At 44.6% G+C, this 26,216-nt stretch carries 21 protein-coding genes; 13 read left to right on the forward strand and 8 right to left on the reverse strand.

What is annotated here, in order from left to right; translation table 11 throughout:
* Positions 1-40 precede the first annotated feature (40 nt).
* A complete protein-coding gene (locus QUA80_RS01480) occupies positions 41-1,165 on the forward strand; it encodes a three-Cys-motif partner protein TcmP (RefSeq protein ID WP_333420718.1) in 1,125 nt (374 codons plus the stop codon).
* Here the strand turns inward: QUA80_RS01480 and QUA80_RS01485 are convergent.
* Complete coding sequence (locus QUA80_RS01485; protein ID WP_333420720.1) at positions 1,146-1,934, reverse strand: phage Gp37/Gp68 family protein; 789 nt, start codon at positions 1,932-1,934, stop codon at positions 1,146-1,148. The two genes, QUA80_RS01480 and QUA80_RS01485, sit on opposite strands and share 20 nt — an antisense overlap.
* Positions 1,935-2,151: 217 nt before the next feature.
* Between QUA80_RS01485 and QUA80_RS01490 the strand changes: the two genes are divergently transcribed.
* From QUA80_RS01490 to QUA80_RS01500, 3 genes are all read left to right on the forward strand, one after another.
* Positions 2,152-2,799 carry a sigma-70 family RNA polymerase sigma factor gene (locus tag QUA80_RS01490; RefSeq protein WP_333420722.1) on the forward strand — a complete coding sequence of 216 codons (648 nt, stop codon included), beginning with the start codon at positions 2,152-2,154 and terminating at the stop codon, positions 2,797-2,799.
* Between the two features lie 245 nt (positions 2,800-3,044).
* Complete coding sequence (locus QUA80_RS01495) at positions 3,045-3,365, forward strand: 2Fe-2S iron-sulfur cluster-binding protein (RefSeq protein WP_333420724.1); 321 nt, start codon at positions 3,045-3,047, stop codon at positions 3,363-3,365.
* A gap of 5 nt (positions 3,366-3,370) precedes the next feature.
* Positions 3,371-3,835, forward strand: coding sequence for a hypothetical protein (locus QUA80_RS01500; protein WP_333420726.1), 465 nt, complete (start codon positions 3,371-3,373; stop codon positions 3,833-3,835).
* Between the two features lie 236 nt (positions 3,836-4,071).
* On the opposite strand, the gene treS is transcribed toward QUA80_RS01500, so the two are convergent.
* The gene (gene treS / locus QUA80_RS01505) at positions 4,072-7,452 is read right to left on the reverse strand and encodes a maltose alpha-D-glucosyltransferase (protein ID WP_333420728.1); all 3,381 of its coding nucleotides are present in this window, start codon (positions 7,450-7,452) and stop codon (positions 4,072-4,074) included.
* 577 nt (positions 7,453-8,029) lie between these two features.
* Between treS and QUA80_RS01510 the strand changes: the two genes are divergently transcribed.
* The gene (locus QUA80_RS01510; RefSeq protein WP_333420731.1) at positions 8,030-8,260 is read left to right on the forward strand and encodes a photosystem II protein, Psb35-related; all 231 of its coding nucleotides are present in this window, start codon (positions 8,030-8,032) and stop codon (positions 8,258-8,260) included.
* A gap of 50 nt (positions 8,261-8,310) precedes the next feature.
* On the opposite strand, the gene QUA80_RS01515 is transcribed toward QUA80_RS01510, so the two are convergent.
* Together QUA80_RS01515 and QUA80_RS01520 are read right to left on the reverse strand one after the other, a co-directional pair.
* Positions 8,311-8,451: a hypothetical protein gene (locus QUA80_RS01515; protein ID WP_333420733.1), complete on the reverse strand. Its 141-nt coding sequence runs from the start codon at positions 8,449-8,451 to the stop codon at positions 8,311-8,313.
* A gap of 26 nt (positions 8,452-8,477) precedes the next feature.
* Positions 8,478-11,399 (reverse strand): AAA family ATPase, encoded by a 2,922-nt coding sequence (locus QUA80_RS01520; RefSeq protein WP_333420735.1) that lies wholly within the window; start codon positions 11,397-11,399, stop codon positions 8,478-8,480.
* A 277-nt stretch (positions 11,400-11,676) separates the two neighbouring features.
* Here QUA80_RS01520 and QUA80_RS01525 point away from each other — a divergent pair, with 277 nt between their 5' ends.
* From QUA80_RS01525 to QUA80_RS01535, 3 genes are all read left to right on the forward strand, one after another.
* Positions 11,677-13,092 carry an MBOAT family O-acyltransferase gene (locus tag QUA80_RS01525; RefSeq protein ID WP_333420737.1) on the forward strand — a complete coding sequence of 472 codons (1,416 nt, stop codon included), beginning with the start codon at positions 11,677-11,679 and terminating at the stop codon, positions 13,090-13,092.
* Between the two features lie 5 nt (positions 13,093-13,097).
* Positions 13,098-14,063, forward strand: coding sequence for a DUF459 domain-containing protein (locus tag QUA80_RS01530; RefSeq protein WP_333420739.1), 966 nt, complete (start codon positions 13,098-13,100; stop codon positions 14,061-14,063).
* A gap of 279 nt (positions 14,064-14,342) precedes the next feature.
* Positions 14,343-16,118 carry a hypothetical protein gene (locus tag QUA80_RS01535; protein WP_333420741.1) on the forward strand — a complete coding sequence of 592 codons (1,776 nt, stop codon included), beginning with the start codon at positions 14,343-14,345 and terminating at the stop codon, positions 16,116-16,118.
* A gap of 112 nt (positions 16,119-16,230) precedes the next feature.
* Here QUA80_RS01535 and gloA read toward each other — a convergent pair whose 3' ends face one another.
* From gloA to QUA80_RS01555, 4 genes are all read right to left on the reverse strand, one after another.
* On the reverse strand, positions 16,231-16,659 hold the full coding sequence (gene gloA / locus QUA80_RS01540) for a lactoylglutathione lyase (RefSeq protein WP_333420743.1): 429 nt from the start codon (positions 16,657-16,659) through the stop codon (positions 16,231-16,233).
* Positions 16,660-16,769: 110 nt separating this feature from the next.
* Positions 16,770-17,282: a cupredoxin domain-containing protein gene (locus tag QUA80_RS01545; RefSeq protein ID WP_333420745.1), complete on the reverse strand. Its 513-nt coding sequence runs from the start codon at positions 17,280-17,282 to the stop codon at positions 16,770-16,772.
* 19 nt (positions 17,283-17,301) lie between these two features.
* Positions 17,302-19,557 carry a heavy metal translocating P-type ATPase gene (locus QUA80_RS01550; RefSeq protein WP_333420747.1) on the reverse strand — a complete coding sequence of 752 codons (2,256 nt, stop codon included), beginning with the start codon at positions 19,555-19,557 and terminating at the stop codon, positions 17,302-17,304.
* Positions 19,558-19,876: 319 nt separating this feature from the next.
* Positions 19,877-20,083: a heavy-metal-associated domain-containing protein gene (locus tag QUA80_RS01555; RefSeq protein ID WP_333420749.1), complete on the reverse strand. Its 207-nt coding sequence runs from the start codon at positions 20,081-20,083 to the stop codon at positions 19,877-19,879.
* 314 nt (positions 20,084-20,397) lie between these two features.
* Between QUA80_RS01555 and QUA80_RS01560 the strand changes: the two genes are divergently transcribed.
* From QUA80_RS01560 to QUA80_RS01580, 5 genes are all read left to right on the forward strand, one after another.
* The gene (locus QUA80_RS01560; protein ID WP_333420751.1) at positions 20,398-21,117 is read left to right on the forward strand and encodes a DUF305 domain-containing protein; all 720 of its coding nucleotides are present in this window, start codon (positions 20,398-20,400) and stop codon (positions 21,115-21,117) included.
* Positions 21,118-21,138: 21 nt separating this feature from the next.
* Positions 21,139-21,264 (forward strand): hypothetical protein, encoded by a 126-nt coding sequence (locus tag QUA80_RS01565; protein WP_333332639.1) that lies wholly within the window; start codon positions 21,139-21,141, stop codon positions 21,262-21,264.
* 374 nt (positions 21,265-21,638) lie between these two features.
* On the forward strand, positions 21,639-21,836 hold the full coding sequence (locus QUA80_RS01570) for a hypothetical protein (RefSeq protein WP_333420753.1): 198 nt from the start codon (positions 21,639-21,641) through the stop codon (positions 21,834-21,836).
* A 202-nt stretch (positions 21,837-22,038) separates the two neighbouring features.
* The gene (locus QUA80_RS01575; protein ID WP_333420755.1) at positions 22,039-23,985 is read left to right on the forward strand and encodes an efflux RND transporter periplasmic adaptor subunit; all 1,947 of its coding nucleotides are present in this window, start codon (positions 22,039-22,041) and stop codon (positions 23,983-23,985) included.
* A gap of 365 nt (positions 23,986-24,350) precedes the next feature.
* Complete coding sequence (locus QUA80_RS01580; RefSeq protein WP_333420757.1) at positions 24,351-25,640, forward strand: ABC transporter substrate-binding protein; 1,290 nt, start codon at positions 24,351-24,353, stop codon at positions 25,638-25,640.
* Positions 25,641-26,216: the final 576 nt, after the last annotated feature.

Raw genomic sequence — 26,216 nt, forward strand, 5'->3', positions numbered from 1 at the left:
CACAGTAAAATTCATTATTTAGAGTGTAGAGGTGACTGTGATGGCTGACAGTTCTTTCTTTGATGAGTCGAGAGATAATTCTTTAGTCAAAGCAGAAATAGTTGCTAAATACTTTTGGGCGTGGGCAAAGGTAATTATACCCACAGCGAAGAAATGGAGTAATAAAATTGCCTATATTGATTTGTTCTCTGGGCCCGGTCGCTATAAAGACGGTTCTAAGTCTACTCCATTACTTATCTTGGAACGTGCTATTGCCGATCCAGATATGTCACAAATGCTAGTAACGTTGTTTAATGATAAGGACTCAGATAATACTCAGTCTCTCCAGCAGGCTATACAATCAATTCCCGACATAGGAAGATTAAAGCATACACCAATAGTTTTGAACAAGGAGGTTGGAGAAGAAATTGTCCAAGCCATTCAACAAATTAATAATGTTCCTACACTATTCTTTATCGACCCTTGGGGTTATAAAGGCTTGTCTCTTGGGCTAATTGGAGCGGTTATTAAAGATTGGGGTTGCGATTGTATATTTTTCTTTAATTACAATAGAGTAAATATGGGATTGCCTAACGTTTCTGTAGACAAACACATGAACTCTCTATTTGGTCAAGAGCGAGCTAATGCGCTTCGGGAACAACTAAAATTGAAACAACCGTATGAGCGAGAGTTAGTTATTGTAGAGGAGATTTCCCAGGCTCTCAAAGAAATAGGTGGCAACTACGTTCTTCCCTTTTGTTTTAAAACGGATACAGGAACCAGAACTAGCCACCATCTAATTTTTGTCTCTAAAAATGTGCGTGGTTACTCAATTATGAAAGAAATTATGGCAAAGGAAAGCTCTAGTACAGAGCAAGGTGTACCGTTGTTTGAGTATAATGCAGCCACACAATATCAACCTTTACTTTTCGAGCTATCACGACCACTTGACGATTTAGAAAATATGCTATTGCATGAGTTTGCAGGTCAAACACTAACAATGGAAGAAATTTATAATCAGCATCATGTTGGCAAGCGTTACATTAGTAAAAATTACAAAGAAGCTCTGCGAAAACTAGAACAACAAGGTAAAATCATAGTAGATCCAGATGCCAGTAAACGAAGAAAGTACAAAGGAGAGATTACATTTGGAGAGCAGGTGAGAGTTACATTTTCACCAAAGTAGGTATTACTACTTTATTTGAGTTGCGACTCACACTCAAAGTGTAACCTTTCCATTGCTTTTGGTGCTGTTGCCATGCTTCTGGCATCTCATCCCAGATTTTTTCATCCAGAAGTCGCCCACCAGCTTTAGGTGTTCTACCTCCCCATTGCTTGAAGAAAAACGCTACTTCAGCCTCCTCACACTGCTGTTGAATACTCTCAACCCATTCTGCTTGCATGGGACGGTGTTTTTGTCCAGATTCTCCCCCAACTATTACCCAATGAATGCCTTTTAAATCAATATCCAAAGCACCTAAAAGCGGTTCGCACGATAGAAATCTGACCTTTGCAGGTACTTTTCGCAAACAATCAATCCTGTCAACGTACTTTTGATTTTCAACAGAAACTCCCATCCAAATGTTTTCATGCCAGTCTAATTTATCTGCTAATTCGCGAAGGCGTTCGTGTCTTTTGGTCAGAATTTGATATACGTGCCAAGGAGTTTCTCGAATCACTTCAAAAACTTCTTGAAGGAATGAAAAAGGAACTTCTTCGTGAAATAAATCGCTCATCGAATTCACGAAAATGCGGCTCGGTTTTCGCCAGCGTTTGGGTTCTTGCAGGCGCTCGCGATGCAGTGTTAAATCAAAACCGTTAGGAAAATTAGTGTGAAACCTTTTTGTTAATGCTTCGGCATAACAATGCGTACAGCCCGGACTGACTTTATCGCAGCCAGTCGTTGGATTCCACGTTCTGTCGGTCCATTCGATACCAGTATTAATGCTAGACATACAAGGATTTTACCATTAAAATAACCTTTGTAGGTGACGGTGAACAAATAAAATTCGATCTACTAATTGAGGTTTATTCACCGTCACCTACAACTTAATTATATAATTAATTTGACTTTATTATCAACATATTTTTTAAGCACTTGCATCAAATGTATATCGTGTTGTAGAATCGGGCTGCACCCGCATTTATTCTCCAAGCTATTCCAGAACAATTGTGCAAACACCTAATTTTTCCGAACTCAACCATCCTGTGGTCAAATCCCTGTTCCATCACAGCGACCAGGAATTATTGACTCTGTTTCAAAACCATCCCGATCAGGGTCGCTTCTTCACGGCGATTTTTTGCCGCTACGCTCAAATTGTACACTCCCTGATCCGCCATTCCGTGCGATCGCCCGTACAAGGCGATTACCTGTTTGCCCACACTTGGCAGCATATCTATCACGAGCTCCGAGGCCTCGATTTGCGCCGCGAAACCCAAGAGTCTGATGGCGGAAATCTCAGTCTCCAAAACTGGCTGATTAATGTGACAGCCGTCTGCATAAATCAAGCTGAATTGCCCCCTGTTGAGTCGATTCACTATTCTTTGCAATCGGCTCCGCCTCCCCTGTGGTGTTACGTCAAACAAGCCTTAGAATTGTTAGCGCCGCTGCCGCGTTTAGTGGTCTTGATGGCTCAGACTTTCCGCTGGAGCGAAACTCGAATTGCAGCTTATTTGCAAGCAGAAGGCGAAGCTATTTCGCCCGCTCAGGTAAAGGCTTTGCTGCAAAAAGGATATCAAACTTTAGAATCAAACTTGCCGGAGGATATTCGGGCTATTTATCTAGATGAAAATCTCGATTATCAAGAAGCACTTGTCTAGATATACACAGTTAGTATCGTAAAACTAACAGCATACAAAACCCGCTTTTTTTAGTTTTAGAGGCGGGTTTTACCCGAAATATTTGCTAGGACGAACAGCATAGTAAACCCGCCCTTTCGCGAGTACAGATAGACCAGATATTTCGGTAAAAATCGACTGTTCCAAGCAGTCGAGTTTTAGCTCAAACGGATTCGATCGCTAATTTAGATTGGCAAAAGCAGAGCAATCTTAATACTGAGGAAAAAATGGCTGTTTATCAAGTTCGGCTCGTGAATCAGGAACTGGCGCTCGATCGCACGATCGCAGTACCAGACGACCAGTATATCTTAGATATGGCAGAAGATGCCGGCATCCGCTTGCCGAATGGATGCAAGCAAGGAGAGTGTTCTGCTTGCGTTGTCAAACTGCTGAGCGGTGAAATCGACCAAAGCGAACAAAAGTTTTTGAAGCCGTCAGAATTGCAAGCTGGCTACGCTGTTACTTGTGTGGCTTACCCGCTTTCTGACTGTACTTTGTTAACTCATCAAGAACAAGTTTTATATCAAACATCTCTTTATTTTAAGTAATAAGTATGGAGCGATTCAAAGATACTCGTGAAACAATCTACTCATTCCAGGATGAATTTCTGGTGCGATGCCCTTGTTGTGATTCACGTGCGATCGTGCGCTGTATCGAGCCTGATAACGCCGATTTCTTTGCTACTCGCAGATTTTCCTGTACAGCTTGTGGTTCCTCAAAAGATTGGTCTGAGAAGAAGATTGAAAGCTGGTATAGCGAGGCATTGGATAACTACTTCCACTATCCTCTGTGGCTTCAAACTTCCTGTTGCGGTGAGACGCTTTGGGCTTACAATCTTCGACATTTAGAATTTATTGAGGCGTTTGTTAGGGTAAAGCTGAGGGAACGAAAACCTCATCAACTTTATGGCTGGTCGAATCGCAGTCTCTTCTCTCGACTTCCACAATGGATACAATCAGGTAAGAATCGAGAAGAAATTATCAAAGCGATCGCAAAAATACGTAAATCTGTTGTTTGATTCCTACAATCCTGGACGCAAAAACCCGGTCTCTGCACGTAATTTTGTCGTATACGCTCAAACGTGAAAACGAGCGAGCGGGTTTTTTTGGGAAGCGTGCGTCCAGGACTGTTCTACCTAATATTGGTTCCTGGAAATGGTTCTTCAAGCAGATTTGGTATGGTGTAACGTGCGTGACTCTCCAGCATCTCGCTGTTAATTGAACAACTAGAAAGTCACGCATCCTACTTATTTACTCAACGGGGCAGCAACTGTAGAATCCGCTGAAGGGGAATTTCTACCCCATCCAAGCGGTAATTGAGTTCGTATACCAGTTCGGCAACCCCTTTTTCTAAGATATAAGCATCGAGCAAAACTTGCAGTTCCGGGATAGATTTTGGTAAGAAATTTGCATCTGCTGCTGTCGCCAAATAACTCTTGACAAAAGTCAGGCTAACCCAGCGATGCCAAACGTTCGCCCACTGCTGCATCTCCGGGAGATTTTCAGGGCGAATCATGCCGCTTTCTACTTCATTGCGGAGTGCCAAAGTAACGGCGTAATTAAAAGATTGCAGCATTCCCGCAACATCTCGCAGGGGCGACCTTTTCATCCGCCGCTCGCTTAAGGGTCGATTCCGTTCTCCTCCGAAATCAATAATTACGAAGTCTTTGCCTGTATAAAGAACTTGCCCGAAATGAAAATCCCCGTGACAGCGAATTCTATCAGCCGTGATTCTCAAGTTCAAAATAGATTTGAAACGTTCCATCAGCAAGTCTTCGCGGTTGAGCAGATTTTGTGCCAATTTTTGGGTGGCAGGTGGCAGGTGGGACAGCCGTTTTTTTAGTAGCAGCAAAGTCCTTCCTGCTAGATTTCTCATCTGTTGATAGATCGAACGCTGGTAAAATGATGTGAAGTTTTCTGGGGCAAAAGCGGGATTTTCTATGTCAGAAGCTAAAGCGAGGTGAAGTTCGGCTGTCCGCTGACCTAAAAGTTCTGCTGACGCTAAGTAAGAGCCGATGAGTTCCCGAGCTAAGGCGGGAATTTCTAGGGATAAATCGGCTACTAGCGAGTTGGACGGCCGCTGCATTTGTGCAGTCAAAGTGCTCGGTAAATAATTTTCGGGGGAAGTTGATAAATTATCGCCGGAATGCTTTGCTTCTACTGTCATTACTTGCTCGAAATAGTCGCGCAGTGTGTCTAATGTATAAGACCAAGCGTCTATGCTGTCGGGGATTAATTTTTGTAAGATTCCGACTGTAACGACTTGTTTTCCTTGGGTGTGATATTCCAATGCTCCGGCAATTGGAGCGTAGTGTTGAATCGAGTTGCGTTCTGTTAAAAAGCGCCCGATTTCTAATTCGGGGTTGATGCCTTCCTCGACTTTTCGCAATATTTTCAGGACGAAGCGGTCGCCGTAACCTGCGGATGTATTGCTTTGTTCTTTTTTGAACAGGTGAGGTTCGAGCTGGGATAAATCTTGTTCTGAGCTGAATGGACTGTCGGCAATTCCTACCAGTTGACCTGCTGTACCTGTGTAACTGCGAGAACTGGCGATCGCCCCCAGCAACGCGCTCAGGAAACCTTTGTCGCCCGCAGCATCAAATAGTACCCCGACTTCGTTGGTTTCTGGGAAGTGCAGGCGCGCGATCGCCCGCTCGTCCGCTTCGCCTTTCATCTCTTCCCAACCTAAAGGCAAAACGTAAGTTTCCGGCATACCTTCAGTATAATTTAACTGCAAAAACAGAATGTAAACTGTAGATTGCTCCCCCGCGAGATCTTTAATTTCAACAGGCACAATTTCACTTATTTCTAATGATTGAGTTGTCCTGTCTTTACCGATAAACCAGCGACTGGATCGCAAGTAATTCGGCAAAATAGAGAGCAGCATATCGCTTAACTGACTTGTAGCAAAAGCGGTTTTCCAATTGCCGATGACCGCCAAACTCGGCAAGTCTGTCTGATAACCGTGCAACGAAAAATCTTCTTGTTTAACAGTCAGAGTAAACCAGTAAAACGTGTGAGGACTCAAGCTCAAAAAGTAAGGCAACTCGCCCACCGCCGGAAACTCAGTGCGGCCGAAAATCTCCACTGGAACAGCACCTTTAAAGGGCGAAAGGTCTAATTCTGCCGTCTGAACGAAGCGCGACAAATTAGCCACTACAAGGATGTGTTCGTCTTGATAAGTGCGTACAAAAGCTAAAACTTTGCGATTTTCCGGGTACAGAAACTCGCAAGTTCCGCGGCCGAATGCCTGGAAGCGCTGCCTAATTGCAATTAGGCGTTTCATCCACCACCAAAGAGAACTCGGATTAGCCCGCTGCGCGTCCACGTTAACAGATTCGTAGTGATATTCAGGGTCAACAATGGGCGGTGCGTACAGCCGCTGCGGGTTAGCGCGGCTGAAACCGGCATTGCGATCGCCACTCCACTGCATCGGAGTTCTCACCCCGTTGCGATCGCCCAAATATATATTGTCTCCCATGCCAATTTCATCGCCGTAGTAAAGCACCGGCGTACCCGGAAGAGACAGCAGCAAAGCATTCATCAACTCGATGCGGCGGCGGTTATTTCCCATCAAAGGAGCCAAGCGGCGGCGGATACCCAAATTAATTCTCGCCTGAGTGTCTTGAGCGTAAACCCGATACATATAATCTCGGTCTTCATCACTCACCATTTCCAGCGTCAATTCATCGTGATTCCGCAAAAATAATGCCCACTGACAGTTATTGGGAATATGTGGAGTTTGCTGGAGAATGTCGCTAATTGGGAAGCTATCTTCCATATGCAAAGCCATAAATAAACGCGGCATCAGCGGAAAATGAAAGTTCATGTGACATTCATCCCCAGCAGCGTAATATTCAACCGCATCCTCGGGCCACTGATTCGCCTCAGCCAGCAGCATCCGGTTCGGAAATTTCTCATCTACGTGCTGCCGCAATTGCTTCAGGAATTGGTGAGTTTCTGGTAGGTTTTCGCAGTTTGTACCTTCGCGCTCGTACAGGTAAGGCACCGCATCCATCCGCAGTCCGTCTACTCCCAGTGCCAACCAGAAATCTACCACATCTAAGATGGCTTGGCGGACGGCCGGATTGTCGTAATTCAAATCGGGTTGGTGGGAATAAAAACGGTGCCAGTAATAAGCTTTTGCTACAGAATCCCACGCCCAATTAGAGGTCTCAAAATCTTGGAAAATAATCCGAGCATCTTGATATTTTTCCGGGGTGTCGCTCCACACGTAAAAATCTCTTTCGTTACTGCCTTTCGGGGCGCGGCGCGATCGCTGAAACCAAGCGTGCTGGTCGGAAGTGTGGTTGACAATTAACTCAATAATGACTCGAATTCCCCGCTGGTGCGCTGCTTCTAAAAGCTCTTTAAAATCCTCTAATGTGCCGTAAATCGGGTTGACGGTAGTATAGTGAGATGTATCGTAGCCGTCGTCTCGGAGCGGCGAGGGAAAAAATGGCAGTACCCAAATTGCTGTTACTCCCAAGTTTTGCAGGTAATCCAGTTTTTCTGTCAGTCCTCTAAAGTCGCCGATCCCGTCTGCATTGCTGTCGGCAAAAGCCCGAACTGGCACTTCGTAAATAATCGCGTCTTTGAACCACAATGGGTCGTCATTTAACATTGAGTTGGGCATAATTTTTATGAGTGATTGGTAATTAGCAATTGGTACTGAAAATTTGGTAATTGGAATTTGTTAGTTCCAGTCCAAACTGATAAATCATAACTCATAATTTGGCTGCGATTCCTCATGCCAGCGGCAGAGTTTTAATCGTAATTTATTAATGCAAAACTTATAATTTCTTAACTATAAAATCCTAAAAATCTGTTTTGCTATTTCGGATACAGTTCACAATCCGGATACATATGCGCGGTGCACAGCCGAAAGACCGGTGCGCGGTGCACACCCACCAAGGCGTGTCAACTTAAGCCTGAAACCCCTCTGTATCTCTCGCTGGTAGCCCAGTCTAGATCCCCCTCGCATCCCCTTTGATAAGGGAGACTTTGAGAACGCTCTTGTCCACCCCTTATTAAGGGGTGCTAGGGGGGATCGAGCCCTTGTTGACACTAAGCACACCCTACAGACTCAGGATTAGGTGCGGTATTTACTACCTGCCGGACGGTTGCCACGACATTACACTACCTTGACTTTAACGGCTAGCTATTGTTACATTTGTTTACATAAATCAACAAAAGTTAAGGAAAAAACAAAAATGGCTCTTGTAATTGCTCTTTTAATCGTCGGTTGGGTCGCAGCAGCATTAATTGGCACTCAAGCATATTTCCTGGGCGAACAGTCAAAGCCCATCCACGAGCGGAATTGGAACGATGAATCTTTTGAAAAATTGGCTGTAGCAATCACAGCAACAGAGATTGATTACAGCGTTCGCGTTCCCGCCTACAGCCTGGATGCTTACGGCAGCCGCACCATCTCGAATTCTTGATATCAAGTAACAGGTTTCACCATTTTCAATAACAGGCATCTTGCCTGTTCCTAATTTTCAATAACAGGCAGGATGCCTGTTCCACAATAAAATTGATAGTTTGTGGAACAGGCATCTTGCCTGTTCCTAATTTTCAATAACAGGCAGGATGCCTGTTCCACAATAAAATTAATGGTTTGTGGAACAGGCATCTTGCCTGTTCCTAACTGTTCGGCAACTACAAACTGTTACCGGTCAGCGCTGGGCGAGAATCTTTTTTGCGAAATTGTAAACTATTATTTTCGCAGTCGATCGCAATTGTATCGCCCTCAACAAACGCATTTTCCAGAATCTTGTTGGCCAGCGGGTTTTCCAACTCCCGCTGGATGGCGCGTTTCAAGGGACGAGCGCCGTAAACCGGGTCGTAACCGACATCTGTGATATGGTTTTTCGCCGCATCCGACAGTTCCAAAGTAATTTTTTGTTCTGCCAACAAACGCTCGATCCGCTTGACTTGAATGCTGACTATTTGCCGCAATTCGACCTTGCTCAAAGTGTGGAACAAAATTGTCTCGTCCACCCGCTGAAGAAATTCCGGCCGAAAGTGCGATCGCAGCGCTGCCATCACCCGTTTTAACATCTGTTCGTACTCTTGGTCTGTCTCCCGTTCTTGAGTCAATAAATTTTCATTTTCGCTCTTGTCTGGAGTATCAACTCGCTCGGCCGACACCTCAACAGTACCGTCGGCAGCCACTTTATAATCTGTCTTTTGACTTGACAAATCTTTCATTTCCTGCTTCCGACTAGCAGGTTTCTTGACGGTTTTTTCCTTCTTAGTAAACACGTCTAAAATATGGTCGCTGCCGATATTGCTAGTCATCACAATTACGGTATTTTTAAAGTCAACCACTCGACCTTGAGAATCGGTAATTCTGCCGTCATCCAACACTTGCAGCAAAATGTTAAATATATCGGGGTGTGCCTTTTCCACTTCGTCAAACAGCACTACCGAATAAGGCCGTCTCCGCACTGCTTCGGAAAGTTGTCCCCCTTCATCGTAACCGACATATCCGGGAGGAGCTCCTACTAACCGGGAGACGTTTTGCTTCTCCATGTATTCCGACATATCGATGCGGATCATCGCATCATCGCTGTCAAACAAAAACTCCGCCAGCGCCCGCGCTAACTCTGTTTTTCCGACGCCTGTGGGGCCCATAAACAAGAAAGAGCCGATCGGCCTCCCCGGATCTTTCATGCCCGCCCTAGCGCGCCGAATTGCCGCCGCCACGGCTGTTACAGCTTCCTCTTGACCGATGACTTTTTGGTGCAAGTGTTTTTCCAATTGCAGCAATTTTTGGCGTTCTGATTCTAACAACCGGTTAACCGGAATGCCCGTCCATTTAGCGACAATTTCCGCAATATCGCCCTCAGTAACTTTTTCCCGCAGCAGGGAAGAACCTTGAGCTTGCTGTTTCAAAAGTTCCGCTTCTTTCGCTTCGCGATCGCGCACGGCAGTTTCCAACTTGCCGTACTTTAACTGTGCGGCTTTATTCAAATCGTAAGCCCTTTCTGCTTGTTCGATTTGCACTCGCAATTGGTCTTCTTCTGCTTTCAATTTATTGATTGCATCCAACAACTGCTTTTCGCCCAACCACTGAGAGGACAATTTTTCCTGCTTAGCTTTTAAAATGTCAATCTCAGATGTGATGCGTTCGACGCGCAAGCCTAGCCCTGGGGCTAGAGCACCTTTTCCTTCGCCTTCGATCGACAATTTTTCCATTTCCAACTGCATCACCCGGCGGTCGATTCCTTCCAATTCCACAGGTTTAGAGGTAATCTCCATTTTCAAGTGGGCGGCCGCTTCATCTACCAGGTCGATCGCCTTGTCGGGCAAAAAGCGATCGGAAATATAGCGGAAAGACAGAGTTGCAGCAGCTACCAGGGCCGAATCAGTAATTTTTACCCCGTGGTGGCGTTCGTATCGGTCTTTCAATCCGCGCAAAATCGAAACAGTATCTTCAACGCTGGGTTCGCCGACAAATACTTGTTGAAAGCGGCGTTCCAGGGCTGGATCTTTTTCAATATTCTTGCGGAATTCGTCGAGAGTTGTTGCGCCGATGCAGCGCAATTCGCCTCTGGCCAACATCGGTTTTAACAAATTTCCCGCATCCATTCCCGAACCGGAACTGCCGCCGCCGCCAGTCCCGACAACGGTGTGCAATTCGTCAATAAATAGGACTATTTGCCCGTCGGAATCGATGACTTCCCGCAGGACAGACCGCAACCGTTCTTCAAATTCGCCCCGGAATTTTGCCCCAGCAATTAAACTGCCCATGTCGAGGCTGAATAGCTGGCGATTTTTCAAAGATTCGGGTACGTCGCCGTTGACAATTCGCTGCGCTAAACCTTCGGCGATCGCAGTTTTTCCCACTCCGGGATCGCCAATTAACACTGGATTGTTTTTTTGGCGGCGGGAAAGAACTTGTACCACGCGGCGGATTTCCTCGTCGCGGCCGATTACTGGGTCGAGTTTGCCGGCAATGGCTGCTTCGGTCAAATCGCGGCCGTACTTGCTGAGGGCGTCGGAGTTAACTTCGCCATCTCGATCTTGGGCTTTAGCGTTGCTGCGGCTGCCTTTCCCCGTTTCGGAATTTTTTTCTTGGGCTTTAGCAGTGGCGCGGAAAGATTTGATTGCTTCTTCGAGTTTTGGTCGATCGATCGTACCGGCTGGGGGTTTGCGATCGTAACCGGGGCGGCCCGGCGGGCCGTCGCCTTTTGTCAGCAACCTGCGGCCGACTCGTTCGTCTTCTACTAAGCCCATTAATAAATGTTCAACGGCGATAAAATTATCTTGCCAAGCCGCCCTGGTGGCCTCGGCAACATCTAACATCACTTCTAAGCCGCGGCCGAGGTATAGTTGGTCAGCGTTGGCTACTCTGGGCTGTCGTTTGGCAAAACCATCTAACTGCTGGGCAAAGCGGGCGGCATCGACTCCAGCTTTGCTGAGAATGCTGTTGGCCTGACCTTGCTGTTCGAGAAGGGCGATGGCTAAATGTTCAACCTCTAGCTGCTGATTGGCAAAGCGGCGGGCTACATCCTGGGATTTGACAATCGCTTCCCAGGCTTGATCTGTAAATTTGCTAGGGTCTGTTGGCTGCACGTTGGTTCCTCGCAATCAAGGGGATTCCTGTTGTTATCCGTTTATACATCGTCTCACAACCATCATAATCTTTAAACAGGATTATGAATTTATGAGTGCGGTTAACTAAGGCGGAACTTGTGACCTAATTGACAAGATTGCAAAAGCTTGCAGTCCGCAATCCACCCCGAAATTTGGTGCGTTCAGACCGACTCTGGCGATTCCCTTCAAGATAGCTTCCCTGGTGCGTACTTAGAAAAATATTGCCAGAAACAAGATTTTTAATCGGCTGAGATATATGCTATTTCCAACTTACCAATTTCTAGTATTTTTCCTAATTATTTTTAGCGCGATCGTCTCTGTCAAACCCCAAGTCGAGTTGTATAAAATTGTCTTGTTAGTTTCCAGTTTATTATTTTATTCCTTTTGGAGTTTCGACTTTCTCTTGCTCCTCGTTTTCTGTACTGTCTGCAATTATATCATTCTCCGGGTTCTCTGCAACGGTAAATATAAAAAACTTGCTTTCATCTCCGGCTTAATTGTCAACATTGCCTATCTCGGCATCTTTAAATATTGCAACTTTTTTGTAACTTCTTTATTTGAGGTACTGAACCAGCTACAAATTCCAGCCAGCTTTCAAGTTGTGCAAATAATCGCCCCCGTCGGCGTGTCGTTCTACACTTTTAGAACGATTTCTCATTTAATCGACTGCTACCAGCAAAAAATCCCCTGCCCGAAATTTGTAGACTATGCCGCCTACATTACCTACTTTCCGCAAATTGCCTCCGGGCCAATCTCGCGAGCTCGCGAATTTTACTCGCAGCTAAATTCCCCGGAAAAGTACGACTATCAAATCGAAGAAGTTATAGTTTTGATTTTATCTGGACTCTTCAAAAAATATACTTTATCGAGTTTTTTGTTTAACTTCACTGAATTGCCATTCAAAGTCCCCCAGCAGTACAGCAGCATCGATTTAATCCTCGCGGCAATTTCCTATTCCTGTTTAATTTACGTAGATTTTAGCGGCTACTCGGATTTAGCCAACGGCATCTCGTGTTTGCTGGGTTTTAAACCCATTGCCAACTTTAATATGCCGTACCGATCGCTCAGCCTGCAAGAATTTTGGAAAAGGTGGCACATCAGTCTTTCCGAGTGGCTGAGGGATTACGTTTACTTTCCCTTGGGCGGCAACAAATACGGCAAGTTGAGGAAGTACGTAAATTTACTGATGACAATGGCGATCGGTGGATTGTGGCACGGCGCAGGTTTAAACTTTATTTTCTGGGGAGCAATTCACGGTTTAGGATTAATTGTCAACCATTTATGCAAAGATATCCCCCAAGCTATTCACTTTAAATTAGACTATGCCTTTCCCAGATTTGCTAAATTTTGCAGTTGGCTGTTAACATTTAGTTTTGTTACTTGTAGCTGGGTATTTTTCGGCACTCCCAATTGGGAAACTGCGGTGAGTTTTTTTGAAGGAATTGTCCATCCTGCTGTCGCAACTTTTCAATTTAACTTTTGGCAATTGTATTTAGTAATTGCAGTCATCTGCGCGATCAACTTCTGGGGCGATCGGATCTCCCAACTATTGCAAACCTTATTGTCATTAAAAAACATTTTCTTTCGGGTTGTCTTAGTTTCGCTGCTCGTGTATGCTATCTTGATGTTGGGGCCGAGCACGGTTCCGCCTTTTATTTACTTTAATTTCTAAGAAATATGAAAGACCGGGAATTTTTGCTGATTGTTACTTCTGTAATTCTCACTTTAATATTTTCAAACTTATCATTATTTCTGAAAAGCTTTGCTTCAACTCCTTTCGCCAGTCCAGAAATTAAACAAGCCGCCCGCCAGATTGAAATAGACGGTTTCAGAAAATCCGAACAAGATTTTTGGAGCAAAATTAAAGATATTAACTTCGATAGCCTCCCCAAAAAATCAGAACTTCCTCCTGTCAAAACTGCAACAAAAACGGCAATTTCGCCCCAAAAACCTGCTAAAAAACCCACTCCAGCTAAACCCAAACTGACCAGACCTTATCGCAAATTTTTATTTATTGGAGATTCCGTAATGTTCGACTTAGGAATTCAACTCCAGTACACTCTTAAGAAAAAATACAATATCTCGGATACAAAAATTGACTACAAGGTATCGACCGGATTAAATCGGATAGATTATTATGACTGGTATGCCAGAACTCGCCAAATTATTAATAATTACCAGCCGGATGTAGTGATAGTGTTGTTCGGGGCAAACGACCCTCAAAATATCATTGATTCTCAAGGAAAAGCTCGGGCTTTTATGACCCAAGAATGGCAAAAAGCTTATCAAGAAAGAGTTGAAAGATATGCAAAGTTACTGGATGCGTCATCCGTAAGAAAAGTGTATTGGATAGGTCAATCGATACCTAAAAAATCTTTTTATGTCAAAGCTTTTCCCGTCATGAACGACATTTATAAAACTGCCAGCAAATCTTCAGAAAAAATTGAATTTATTTCGACTTGGGAGACTTTTGCAAAAGCCGGGAAATTTGTTCCAGTAGTTGCTAATAAATCGGGCAAGCGAGGCTATGTAAAAAATAATGACGGGTTGCACTTTACCTCCCACGGAGCTCAAATTATCAGCGACTTAATCGTTGACGAAATGGTGACGGACAAAATATTAAAAGCTCCGACAAAGAAATGACTGTAGCAGGTTGGGTTGCGTGACCCTACCTAAAAATTTGACATTTGACCGATTATTGCAAAATAATATTATATTTAGTTGGGGATGCACATTTGCTTTGCTAAACCCGGTTTATAGGAAAAATCTGGGATTTAGTCAGGATAAATTTACTTGTGAAACCGCGTTTCTAGCTGCCTATGCGTTCCGGAAGAATATTGACAAAAACCAGTAGTAGATGTAAAGTTGAATAAAGCATAAAATAACGGCGTCAATATCTAACAATTGTCATGGCGACAAATTATGACGAGCAATCTGTGGAAAGTCGATCGCACTAGCATCCCTGAGTCAATCGGGTGCAGCGGCACAGCGCTAACCTTCCTTCTCACTAAATATACTCAACCCTGGCAAAGAATAAACATAGTTAAAAAAACCCTGCAACAGTGCGGGATCGAGCCTTTTGCTGAAGTTGTGGGCGTACCGAAAAGCGGAATATTCAGAGAAAATATACCCGAATCCGTCAGAAAACCGCATCCGAATTTGCTGTTTCGCGCTTTGGGGATTCAGGCATTGGGGAAGGTGCGAGATGAGTTGATATCAAGTGAGAAAGCGGCTAGAGCAAGTGATTTTAGCAAAAATCTGCTGGCGGCGTTAGAACAGGAAGCGGTAGGGGGATCGACTCCTTTAATCCGGTGGTCTGCGGCTGTTACTATTAAGTCAATTTGGTTGGATGAAGCAGAGCAACGACAAGGCAAGGAATGTGCTGTCAATGTCACAATCAATGCAGGGGAAATTGAGCGGCTGGTTGTAGAAGAGCAAATTAAACTGTTAGAAATCAACAAATTTGCTTTGGGCGACGGTAGAAATGACAGCAGCAAGGAATATGAGAATTGTCTCGATTTTTGGGTGTACGGCCCTAGCTGGCTGCTGCCGGGCCTGCCAATGGATTGCGAGGAATATCTGTTTTGGATCGAGAGAGTATTTGCTGCGATCGCACTTACGGGCCCGTACAAATTGAATGCCAAAAAGGATGCAGCAGTAACAAACTTTTTGGAAGTTGCGGAAAATAATTTTAATGACTTGGAATTCTCCAAAATACTTGCCAAAATTTTTGAGTTCCTGCACCACCCGGAAGCGAGAGTCAAAAATCTAGCTGCAATTATTTTAGAACCTTACAAAGACAAGCTTGACCGAAAATCAGCGCAGATTCTGACAGCGCTAGTATATAAATTTAATGTAGTAAAATATCAGCCCTTAGAATGTCTGACTATTCCCGAAATAGAGGAGTGCAAAGCGTCACTGTATCTAGATAAAAGGGAAATTGACAAGGTGTATAGTGAGGCTTTGTCGCTGTGCGGCGATGGGGATGTCGAAATGGCAAGTTTCTTGTCAGCTAAACAGAGGGAATACCAAAATACTGTAGACGAGCAGATCAACAATCTCAGCAAGTTAGTTAAGTCGATCGTAGATTGCCAGAGCTTGTTAGATGCTAATAGGGAACTTTTGTATTTGACTATAGAGCGGCTGCAAAAATGGGATTACACCCTAGGCCATAAACTGTCTGTGCACCGCAAGAAACTCCAAAATCTCAGTTTTGACAAAAGCACCTCCGAGCAGTGCATAAACCTCGACAACGAGCTAAATTATATCAGAGAGTCTTTGCAATATACTTTGTATGAAGTCACATCAAAAATTAACAGTCTAATTAGAGATTTAGAACTTTCTGTGTCTAAAAATAACAAGACTGCAACAGATATGTTTAAGTGGACGTGGGTATTGTTCGGGGTGTGGTTTTCAGTAGGGCTGCTCTTGTATTTATCGGATTCAGTGATTAACTCGATATTCACCGTCAACTACAAAAGCGAATTTGTAGTTTATTGGACTATTTTCTTTATTGTGATGGTGGTATTTTTGTCATTATTAGCTGTCTTCTTTTCGGCGCTAGCTGCCTTAGACAAGCGCCGAGAAGCTAAATTAATCCCTAAATTTGATAGTTTAAGTCAAATAGGCAACAGTTTTTCTATTTTGTGGCAAAAGAGTTACTTGCAGCAGTTTGTACCGTCGGTGCGATCGCATTAAAAGTGTTGAAAAATTCCTAAATCCCCTCATTAGGGTGCGTCAGAGAAAGAGTTTCAACCTAACTCAAAAAGTTTGTTTCTGACGCACCCCACCACGACTAGCAGGACAAACTCTAGGATGCGGTCGCCGCACTTAATTTTTGGGCGTTGCTACCTTGATTTTCCAGTTGAATTAATTCAACTTTATATCCGTCTGGGTCTTGCACAAAAGCGATGACAGTTGAACCGTGCTTCATCGGGCCGGGTTCCCGAATAACTTTACCGCTGCGGGCTTTAATTTCTTCGCAAGTAGCGTAAATGTCGTCAACGCCGATCGCAATATGACCGTAAGCATCCCCTAAATTGTACCGATCTACGCCCCAGTTGTATGTTAATTCCAAAACTGTAGTGTCGGATTCATCGCCGTAGCCAACAAAAGCCAGAGTAAATTTACCGTCTGGATAGTCCTTTTGCCGCAGCAATTTCATGCCCAGAACCTCGGTGTAAAATTTGAGGGATTCTTCCAGGTTGCCGACTCGGAGCATCGTGTGTAGTAGTTGCATTTAGCTCACTCCAAATTTTTTAAGCTTTCATCTATTTTAGCGATTTCTTGCTGAAAAAACCCGCGCCTCAACCGTCGCAATTGCCCCAGGTTGACAACTGTCTATTTGATTTAGCTTTGTACTTCCACCACACCCCTAAACATATTCATGCCGCAAGTAAATAGGTATCGTCCAGGTTTTTGAGGGGTGAATTCAACAGCCGTTACCTGATTGAGAGGTAATTCTCGCACAATGTGAAAATCTGGTAACAACACTTTTTCAAGACAACTGTTGGGGTCGCGCCTCAAGAAATTGAGCCTGACTAATTGACCTGCTTTCACAACTACAGTGGCAGGCTCATAACCCCCGTCTACAGTAATGGTCAACTCTTGTATCCCCTGAAGATATTCAGCTTGCTGCCCTTTAGCTTTACTGAACAAAAACCACCACAACTCCAAACCAATTAATGTCAAACCACCTATTGTTAGGCCAACTTTTAAACCGATTGGCTGTTCAATGCTGCGGAATTGAGTCGTTGAAGTTGAATGATGAACGGACAGTTCGGAAGCTTGAACTCCCGATGCAATTCCCATCACAAGTCCTAAACTCGCAAGACTTCCCCAAATTAGACTAGGCTGTAACATTTTTCTAATTCCTCCAAATTTAGGCAATAGATGTTGGTTTAAAATTCCGCAATCGCAAAGCATTAGTAACTACAGAAACTGAACTGAAAGCCATTGCTGCACCGGCGATAATTGGATTGAGCAGCCAGCCGAAAATGGGGTACAAAATGCCCGCCGCGATCGGTATTCCAGCGATGTTGTAAATAAAGGCAAAAAACAGATTCTCGCGGATGTTCCGCATGGTGGCGCGGGAAAGTTTAATTGCTGTAACTATGCCTTGCAAATCTCCTGAAATTAAGGTAATGTCGCTGGCTGCGATCGCCACATCTGTACCGGTGCCGATCGCAATTCCCACGTCAGAAGCGGCCAAAGCCGGTGCATCGTTAATCCCGTCTCCCACCATCGCGACAATTTTTCCTTGCCCTTGCAGGGCTTGAATTTGAGCTGCTTTTTGGTCGGGTCTAACTTCGGCAAAAATGCGCGTAATCCCCACGGATCGGGCGATCGACTCCGCAGTCGCGCGATTGTCCCCCGTCAGCATCGCCACCTCCAAACCGAGTTTTTGAAGTGCTTTCACCGCCTGCGCTGACGATGGTTTGAGAGCATCAGCAATGCCCAGAATTGCCTCTATTTTGCCTTCTACAGCCATCCAAACAACCGTTTTGCTCGCAGCTTCCAAAGCTCTCCCGCGCAGTTCCAGATATTCAGTATCGCAGCCTAGTTCCTGCATCCACCTCAGCGTTCCCAGGGCGATCGACTTTCCCTCCACAATCCCGCGCACGCCGCTTCCCGCGATCGCCTCAAAATCCTTAACATCCGTCAACTTCACCTCTTGAGATTGAGCGTATCGAACAACAGCTTCCCCCAAAGGATGCTCCGAATTTCGCTCTACAGACGCCGCCAATTTCAGCAAATTTAACTCATTGCTGTTCGCCGTTCCTTTTATTGTCACAAAATCAGTGACAGTCGGCTTGCCTTCTGTGAGAGTGCCAGTTTTATCTAACACGATAATTTGGATTTTATGAGCCAATTCTAAACTTTCGGCTCCTTTAATTAAAATTCCGTTTTCTGCACCTTTACCCGTGCCAACCATCACAGCAGTCGGAGTAGCTAAACCCAAAGCGCAGGGACAGGCAATAATCAGCACTTCCACCATTGTCACTGTGGCTAGAGTGAAGTTTCCCGTCGCGTTAAACCAGATAATAAAAGTAGCTAAAGCGACGGCAATTACTGCGGGAACAAACCAACCAGTCACTTGGTCTGCTAACTTTTGAATCGGTGCTTTTGACCCCTGTGCGTCCTGCACCATCTTGACAATTTGAGCTAAAAATGTATCTTTGCCAACTCTTGTCGCCCGAAACTGGAAGCTGCCAGTTTTGTTAATTGTCGCTCCGATAACTTCGTCGCCACGCTGCTTTTTGACAGGCAAACTTTCTCCCGTAACCATTGCTTCGTCTACCGTCGAAGCACCCTCAATTACCTCTCCATCTACGGGTATCTGCTCTCCCGGCCGCACCTGCACGATGTCGCCAATTTCTACTTTGGCGATCGGCACTTCCAACTCTTCTCCGTTGCGAACGATCCGAGCAGTTTTTGCTTGCAAACCCATGAGTTTGCGAATTGCCTCAGAAGTCTCTCCCTTCGCCCGATTTTCTAGGGTTTTCCCCAACAAAATTAAGGCGACAACGCTAGCGGCAACTTCGTAGTAAACGCCAGAATTTAACCCTTGGGCTGTGAATAAACCTGGGAAAAATGTCACAAATACAGAATAAAAGTAAGCAGCACTCGTACCCAAAGCAATCAGGGTATCCATTGTCGCCACCCGCCGTTTTAGGGATTTCCAAGCTCCCACATAAAACGATCTTCCGCACCAAAATTGTACGGGTGATGTCAGGACTAATTGCAGCCAATAATTGTGCAGCCACGCGGGAATAAATGGCAGGTGCAAGCCCGTCATCGCTGGAATAGCGCCCACAAATAGCAGGATGCTGATGATACCTGCTGTCCAGAGTTTCCGCTGCAAGGTTTGAGATTCCGATTTGCGATCGGCTTGTTCTGAATCATCCTTTGTGGCGGCCATTTCTGGAAGCGGCAAAGCTTGGTATCCCGCATCATCAACAGCCGATTGAATTGTTTCTAAGTTGGTTTGGTTGGAGTCGTATTGGATGCTTGCTTGTTCCATCCCAAAATTGACATGACACTCAATTACGCCGGGAACAGATTGAATAGCTTGTTCGACAGAGGCAGCACAAGAAGCACAACTCATGCCCCGCAATTTAAGTGTGAGATTGTCCATATATACCTCCTAAATTATACAATTACCTTCTGTCTTCAAATGACCGAAAGCACCCAGGATACAAGCCCCCGGATTCATTCCTTCGCACACTCAGGACGGAGAAATAAAAAACGTGTATCCGATGAAACTTGCCTCCCGAATTTATCCGTGGGGTCAATGCTTCAATCTAAAATCTAAAATCTAAAATCGCGCAATCGATTGACCTCGCCTCAAAACGGATAACGTGCGACGTACTCCTGTGGTGGAGAATCAAAAATTTTAGACTCTTGTTAAATCTCCCAGATTCACTGCGCTGCAAGTAAATCTAAAATCTCAAATCTCAAATCTCAAATTGACTTGCTGGATAGCCAGCAGATGCGATCGCTTTTCTAACTTCACTTTCCGGCTTGGCCGTTTGAATTGTGACCAATTTTGTCTTGAGATCCGCCTCAACCTTGGAGGCTGAGTCAATGTCTCGGATTGCTTTTGCGATTGTAGCCGCACAAGCGGAACAAGCCATCTTAGGAACTTTTAGCTGTAAAGTCATAGTTTGAACCTCACCAGAAACTGCTCAATAAGTGAATGAACTCCATTGTAAAGTCTCCAGTCAGCAGGAGAGTCAAGGGGAATTGCGAAATAAATCAGGAATTATCAAAAAAGTGGTTTGACAGGCTACGCATAGGGGTAAGGCGCGCACTGTGCACCCTACTTAATTACGTTCAAGTGAGTCCTGTCAATCTTAAATTTGAGTGCGATCGAGGCCCAAGAATAATTCTTTACAATTCCATCAAAAATTTCATCCTAATTTCATTTATATGTGAAAAACTGAAGATAAATGGCAGTTTTAAGGATATAATTTCTATGAAACCAATTTCATTGAAAACAGGCTTTGCAGCGCTGATATTGACCGCCACAGCCGCTTTAACCAGCGGAGTGCTTGCAGCTTGTTCCACAGCCTCTTCCAGCGAAACTCAAGCCCCAAATGTTACGACTGCAACCGAAGCAAACAACAAGCAAGACGTGGCACAAGGCGGCGGCATGGGTGGCATGAATCATGGCATGAATCACAATATGTCAATGGATTTAGGCCCTGCTGATGCCGACTACGATTTGCGGTTTATTGATGGCATGACAGTACACCATCAAGGTGCTGTAAACATGGCTAAAGAGGTACTCAATAAATCCAAACGTCCGGAAATGAAAAAACTAGCAAATAACATTATTGCTGCTCAAAACCGCGAAATCAATCAAATGAAAGAGTGGCGAAAAACTTGGTATCCCAAAGCCAGCAGTACGCCAATGGCTTATCACGCTCAAATGGGTCACATGATGGCAATGACTCCCGAACAAATGCAAAGCATGATGATGAGTATGGATTTAGGGGCTGCTGACGATCGGTTTGATTTGCGGTTTATCAATGCGATGGTTCCTCACCACGAGGGAGCTTTAGTGATGGCTGAAGATGCTTTGAAGAAGTCAAAACGGTCGGAAATGAAGAAATTATCTCAAGAGATTCTGACTTCGCAAAAGCAAGAAATTGAGCAAATGAAACAGTGGCGGCAAGCTTGGTACAAACAGTAATTTAGCTACCGCAAACAAAACATGACACAAATCCACAACATGAGTGACATGAATCACGTTAGGTCAAATGTTCAGGAAATACTTGCTTCACAAAAGCCAGAAATTGAAGACATGAAAAAGTGGCGACAACTTTGGTACAAACAGTAATTTAGCTCGACTTTGGCTGTCAGCATTTGTCTGACTCCACCTCAGTTTCCTTAGATTAAGTAGGTAGGCGCTGTAAAACACAATTATGTAAACGATTGTAAAGTATCCACATTCCCTAAGCGCGGCTGAGTCAGCCCTGTTTACATATTGTTACATAGCTCGGTTTAATCCCGCTTACCTACTTACCTAAATGTAGGCTATTGAGCGTTTCTACCTCTAAAGTAGTAGAAGGTTGCGTAAAACTACTGTAGAGTGTTGAGCGGCTCTACCTCTAAAGTAGTAGAAGATTGCGTAAAACTACTGTAGACTATCGAGCGTCCCTACGTCTAAAGTAGTAGGTAAATCAGTCAAAAGGTATATAGAGGGGGTAGTTCATGGTTTTGAATAGCTTGGAATTAAACACAACTTATCTATCAAATGCAGCCGCAGAAGAGCGAGTGAGTGAATTGACACAGGAAATTGAAGCGCAAGCAGAGATAACAAAACATAACAAAGAGCTACAGGGCAATCGCTTGGAATTAGGCACAACTTATCTTCGTATTTTAGAATCCGGTGGGCATCTGGGCTGCTGAAACGAAATTTCATCCTAATTTCATTTGGCAGTGAAATACTAGGTTGAGTAGAGCATTTATAGCTCTCGGTCATTGCTTAGCAGTCACTTCTTGGAAAATGCTAATAAGTAGCTCCCGTTAATTGAGTTCACTTACTTACCTTGGCAAAATACCAACCGCTAAACCTGTGGCACTCAACCTGATTTCAAGGACAATGCCAACGATGATATTTCACAAATATGCTCAAGATCCGGCAATTATTAGCAGCTTTTCTGGAACTTTGTTCGGCATAATTTTGCTAACTTCTCCGGCTGTCGTTTTTGCCCACGCTGGCCACGGAAATGAATTTCACCAAAGCGGCGAAACAACTCAAACTCCTGCTGCTATTTCTGTCGATGCCGAAACAGCAAAACGATTAGGTATTAAAGTCTCCCCTGCAGCCCGCCAGCGACTAGATATCGGCATCAAAACCACAGGACAAATTGAAACTTTGCCCAACCAAAAAGTAGAAGTGACGGCTCCTGTTGCGGGCAAAGTAGTAGAGTTGCTGGTTAAGCCTGGCGACAAAGTATCAAAAGGTCAACCGGTTGCGGTTTTATTGAGTTCAGAATTAGGACAGTTGCGGGTTGAATCTCTCTCGAAACGTGCCGAAGCTGAGGCAGATTTGCAGCAGGCGCAAGGGGATCTAAAACTAGCACGAGAAAATTACGATCGCCAACTTCAAATATCCGCAGCAGAAATCGCCCAAGCCCAAACCCAATTGACAGCGGTAACTAAGCAGTACCAGCGAGAACAAGAATTAGTAAACAAGCGTTCTGTGGTGCAAGCCGCTCAAGAAAACTATCAGCGTCAAGTTGAAATAGCGCAAGCAGAAATAGCGCGGGCCGAAACAGAATTAACTGTGGCTAAAGAACAGTTCGATCGCGACAAAGAATTAGCGGCATCAGGAGCGATCGCGCGGCGTACAATGCTGGAATCGCAAGCCCACTTCGCCGAAGCACAAGCCGCTGTTGCTAAGGCAAAAAGCCGTCCTGAAGTTATCAAAGCCCAAACCGAAATTAAACAAGCCGAAGTAGACCTGCCGATGCGGGAATTGCGGGAATCTCAAAGCAGAGTAGCAGACGCAAAAGCTCAACTTATCAGAGCTCAGAGTCGCCGGGAACTCCTAGAAGCCGAGAACCAACTCAAACGCGGCAAAACTGCCGTCGAAGTCGCTCAATCGCGCATTCGCTTGGCTGACGCAGCCTATCAAGCGCGGCTGCAACAATTAGGAACTGTTGCCAACGATCGAGGACTCGTTACCGTAGTTGCTCCGATTTCGGGGACGGTAGCCGATCGCGAAATCACCCCCGGAGAGTCAGTAAACGCTGAAAAACAGTTGATGAGTCTCTTAAATGACAGCCGCGTTTTTGCCACAGCCAATATTTACGAAAAAGACCTGAATCAAGTAAAACAGGGTCAGGAAGTCAGGGTAAAAGTCGCTAATTTACCCGATCGCACTTTCAATGGAAAAATCGCCTTAATTGGGTCATCCGTGGAAGGAGAAACGCGGGTTGTGCCGGTCAAAGCAGAACTAGATAATATTAACGGCGAATTAAAGCCAGGACTGTTTGCTGAGTTGGAGATTTTAACCGACAAAACTGCAACAAATATTTTAGCAATTCCGAGTGCGGCGGTAGTGGATGTTAGCGGTAAAAAAACCGTTTACCTCCAAAATGGCAATGCTTATCAAGCTGTTGAAATTGAACTCGGTCAAACTGCCGGAGATTTAGTTGAAGTGAAGAGGGGTTTATTCGAGGGAGATTTGATAGTAACGCAGCGAGCACCTCAACTTTACGCACAATCTTTGCGGGGCGGTAGCGATAAACACTCAGAAGACGAGGAAAAGAAAGAGGCAACTCCAAAGGCAACAGAGGTTAATTTTAATAATTTACCCGTGTCTTTATGGTGGGCGGGAATAGGGGGAGGAGTTGCGATCGCATCTCTGACTTTTGCAGCGGGCGTGTTGTGGGGAAATCGGCGCAAGTTGCCAGCATTAGCAGCGGATTCTGGAAACAATGCTGCAAATAATGGTTTTTCCCCCTCTGCATCGGCGTTGGACAATGAACTGCTGTTACACAATGACAACCATCACGTTAAAACTCAAGAGGCAGAAGTCAATCGATTTTAGATTTTAAATTTTAGATTAAAGAATTGAAGCATTGACCCCACGGATAAATTCGGGGGGCAAGTTTCTCGGATACACGTTTTTTATTTCTGGACGGATGAATCCGGGGGATTGTATCCTGGAGGCTTTCGGTCAAGAGTTTGAAGTAACAGCACGACACGGAAGTCACGGATACGCGGATAGCTGTTTTTATCAATGCCCCATGCCCAATTCCCAATTCCCAAATCCCAAATTATTAAATGTTCAGCACTATTCTGAGATGAGTAATTAACCGCCGCTGGCTAGTTTCGCCTTATCCCAGTTGGGGAAAGTTCGGAGTAAGATAGAATTACCAATTTCCAATTCCCAACTACCAATTACCTAACTAAATGTTCAGCACTATTGTAGTTGCACATACTCACTGTGGAAGTCCTAAGATATTTAAGAAAAGTATCTTTACTCAAATTCTCACCTCCTTCATCACTTTTGTACTGGTTGTTGCTTGCAGTCAAACCAATCAACCTACCACCACCACCACTAATACTCCGAGCAATACACCAGCAGCAGCTACATCCAATTGGGCCACCGCCCTTCCAATTGGAGCAGCATTCTCGCAAACCAGCAACTATGCTCTTTTAGCTCAGGAATCAGTGGCGGGTGCCAAAATTGCTGAGAAATATTTCAACGACAGGGGAGGTGTTAATGGTACTCCTATTAAACTGGTGTTTCAAGACACTGGAGGAGATGAAGCAGGAGCCATCAACGCCTTCCAAACTCTAATTAATCAAGATCGAGTGGTTGGCATTGTTGGGCCATCGGCTTCTCAGCAGGCATTTAGTGCCAATCCAATCGCAGAACGAGCAAAAGTGCCAGTCATTGGCGCATCGAATACTGCCAAAGGGATTCCTGAGATTGGTGAGTATATTGCACGTGTCTCTGCACCTATTTCGCTTGTAGCTCCCAATGCAGTAAAGGCAGCGCTGAAGCTTAATCCTAAGATTAAAAAAGTCGCTGTCTTTTATGCTCAAAATGACGCTTTCACGACATCGGAGACAGAAATTTTCCAGCAAGCGATTAAAAACCAAGGGCTGAATATCGTCACCGTCCAAAAGTTCCAAACTACTGACACGGACTTCCAAGCTCAAATTGGTAATGCACTCGCTCTCCAACCCGACTTAATTGTTATTTCAGGATTGGCAGCCGATGGAGGTAACTCGATCCGGCAACTGCGGGAACTGGGTTATCAAGGTACGATCGTTGGCGGCAATGGTTTGAACACGTCTAATATCTTCTCGGTGTGTCAAAGACTCTGCGATGGTATTATCATTGCTCAAGCCTATAGTCCCGAAGCCCCCGGCGAAATCAATGCTGCCTTCCGCGATGCTTATGTAAAGCAAAACAAGAAGGAACCACCGCAGTTTAGCGCTCAAGCCTTCACTGCCGTACAAGTATTCGTGGAAGCCTTGAAAGCTTTGGATAGTAAAACCAAACTCAGCGCGTTGTCATTGACAGAGTTACGCACAAAGCTGAATCAGCAAATCCTAGCTGGAAAGTACAATACCCCTCTCGGTGAAATTGCCTTTACCCCTGAAGGTGAAGTTGTACAGAGCCAGTTTTACATTGCTCAAATCAAGATGGATGTAGATGGAAATAATGGCAAGTTCATCTTTTTGAAGTAAGTCAAAAGGGTGCATCCCAATTTTGCAAAATAGTTGATTAATTTACCTGCACCCAGAAAGGCTCTACGATCGTTCTTCATCGAAAATATACGGCAGAGGTTTTTTGCGCCTTTTGAATTGAGCACGCACGATAACCAGTGGCGATTTTTTTTTGAACGGAATTGTAGTATATTATGTTTTTTTGTTCTTGTATTAATTTATAACTGCGAGTAGTGTTTTGGTGCTTGTATAATAACTATTGTAAGCTGCGTTGTTAAAAATAGCAATGCAGTTATACATTTGAGGTTTTAGAGTTGATATTTTAGATAGGAGAGTTAAAATATTTCATCCTAATTTCATTTTTGTCTGTCAATCTAAATTGAAGAGCTATTTAACAATCTTCAACCAAGGCATCCAGTTGAAATCACCAATTACCCACGACACGACACGGCAAACATGGATACACGGATAGGTTTTTCGGGAGTTCTGTAGGGGCGGTGCACCCGTGCCCGCCCAAAAGTTTTGAGTTTTGAATTAAAAACTGTCTTTAACTCAAAACATACTTGCCCCAATCCGCTATTCAAAACTCAAAACTCC

The sequence above is a fragment of the Microcoleus sp. F4-D5 genome (assembly GCF_036704885.1).
In the GTDB taxonomy this organism is placed as follows: Bacteria; Cyanobacteriota; Cyanobacteriia; order Cyanobacteriales; family Microcoleaceae; genus Microcoleus.

Coding starts and splice junctions, on each gene's coding strand:
- QUA80_RS01480 (WP_333420718.1), top strand. CDS start 41: ATGGCTGACAGTTCTTTCTTTGATGAGTCGAGAGATAATTCTTTAGTC.
- QUA80_RS01485 (WP_333420720.1), bottom strand. CDS start 1,934: ATGTCTAGCATTAATACTGGTATCGAATGGACCGACAGAACGTGGAAT.
- QUA80_RS01495 (WP_333420724.1), top strand. CDS start 3,045: ATGGCTGTTTATCAAGTTCGGCTCGTGAATCAGGAACTGGCGCTCGAT.
- QUA80_RS01500 (WP_333420726.1), top strand. CDS start 3,371: ATGGAGCGATTCAAAGATACTCGTGAAACAATCTACTCATTCCAGGAT.
- treS (WP_333420728.1), bottom strand. CDS start 7,452: ATGCCCAACTCAATGTTAAATGACGACCCATTGTGGTTCAAAGACGCG.
- QUA80_RS01510 (WP_333420731.1), top strand. CDS start 8,030: ATGGCTCTTGTAATTGCTCTTTTAATCGTCGGTTGGGTCGCAGCAGCA.
- QUA80_RS01515 (WP_333420733.1), bottom strand. CDS start 8,451: ATGCCTGTTCCACAAACCATTAATTTTATTGTGGAACAGGCATCCTGC.
- QUA80_RS01525 (WP_333420737.1), top strand. CDS start 11,677: ATGCTATTTCCAACTTACCAATTTCTAGTATTTTTCCTAATTATTTTT.
- QUA80_RS01530 (WP_333420739.1), top strand. CDS start 13,098: ATGAAAGACCGGGAATTTTTGCTGATTGTTACTTCTGTAATTCTCACT.
- QUA80_RS01535 (WP_333420741.1), top strand. CDS start 14,343: ATGACGAGCAATCTGTGGAAAGTCGATCGCACTAGCATCCCTGAGTCA.
- gloA (WP_333420743.1), bottom strand. CDS start 16,659: ATGCAACTACTACACACGATGCTCCGAGTCGGCAACCTGGAAGAATCC.
- QUA80_RS01545 (WP_333420745.1), bottom strand. CDS start 17,282: ATGTTACAGCCTAGTCTAATTTGGGGAAGTCTTGCGAGTTTAGGACTT.
- QUA80_RS01550 (WP_333420747.1), bottom strand. CDS start 19,557: ATGGACAATCTCACACTTAAATTGCGGGGCATGAGTTGTGCTTCTTGT.
- QUA80_RS01555 (WP_333420749.1), bottom strand. CDS start 20,083: ATGACTTTACAGCTAAAAGTTCCTAAGATGGCTTGTTCCGCTTGTGCG.
- QUA80_RS01560 (WP_333420751.1), top strand. CDS start 20,398: ATGAAACCAATTTCATTGAAAACAGGCTTTGCAGCGCTGATATTGACC.
- QUA80_RS01565 (WP_333332639.1), top strand. CDS start 21,139: ATGACACAAATCCACAACATGAGTGACATGAATCACGTTAGGTCAAAT.
- QUA80_RS01570 (WP_333420753.1), top strand. CDS start 21,639: ATGGTTTTGAATAGCTTGGAATTAAACACAACTTATCTATCAAATGCA.
- QUA80_RS01575 (WP_333420755.1), top strand. CDS start 22,039: ATGATATTTCACAAATATGCTCAAGATCCGGCAATTATTAGCAGCTTT.
- QUA80_RS01580 (WP_333420757.1), top strand. CDS start 24,351: ATGTTCAGCACTATTGTAGTTGCACATACTCACTGTGGAAGTCCTAAG.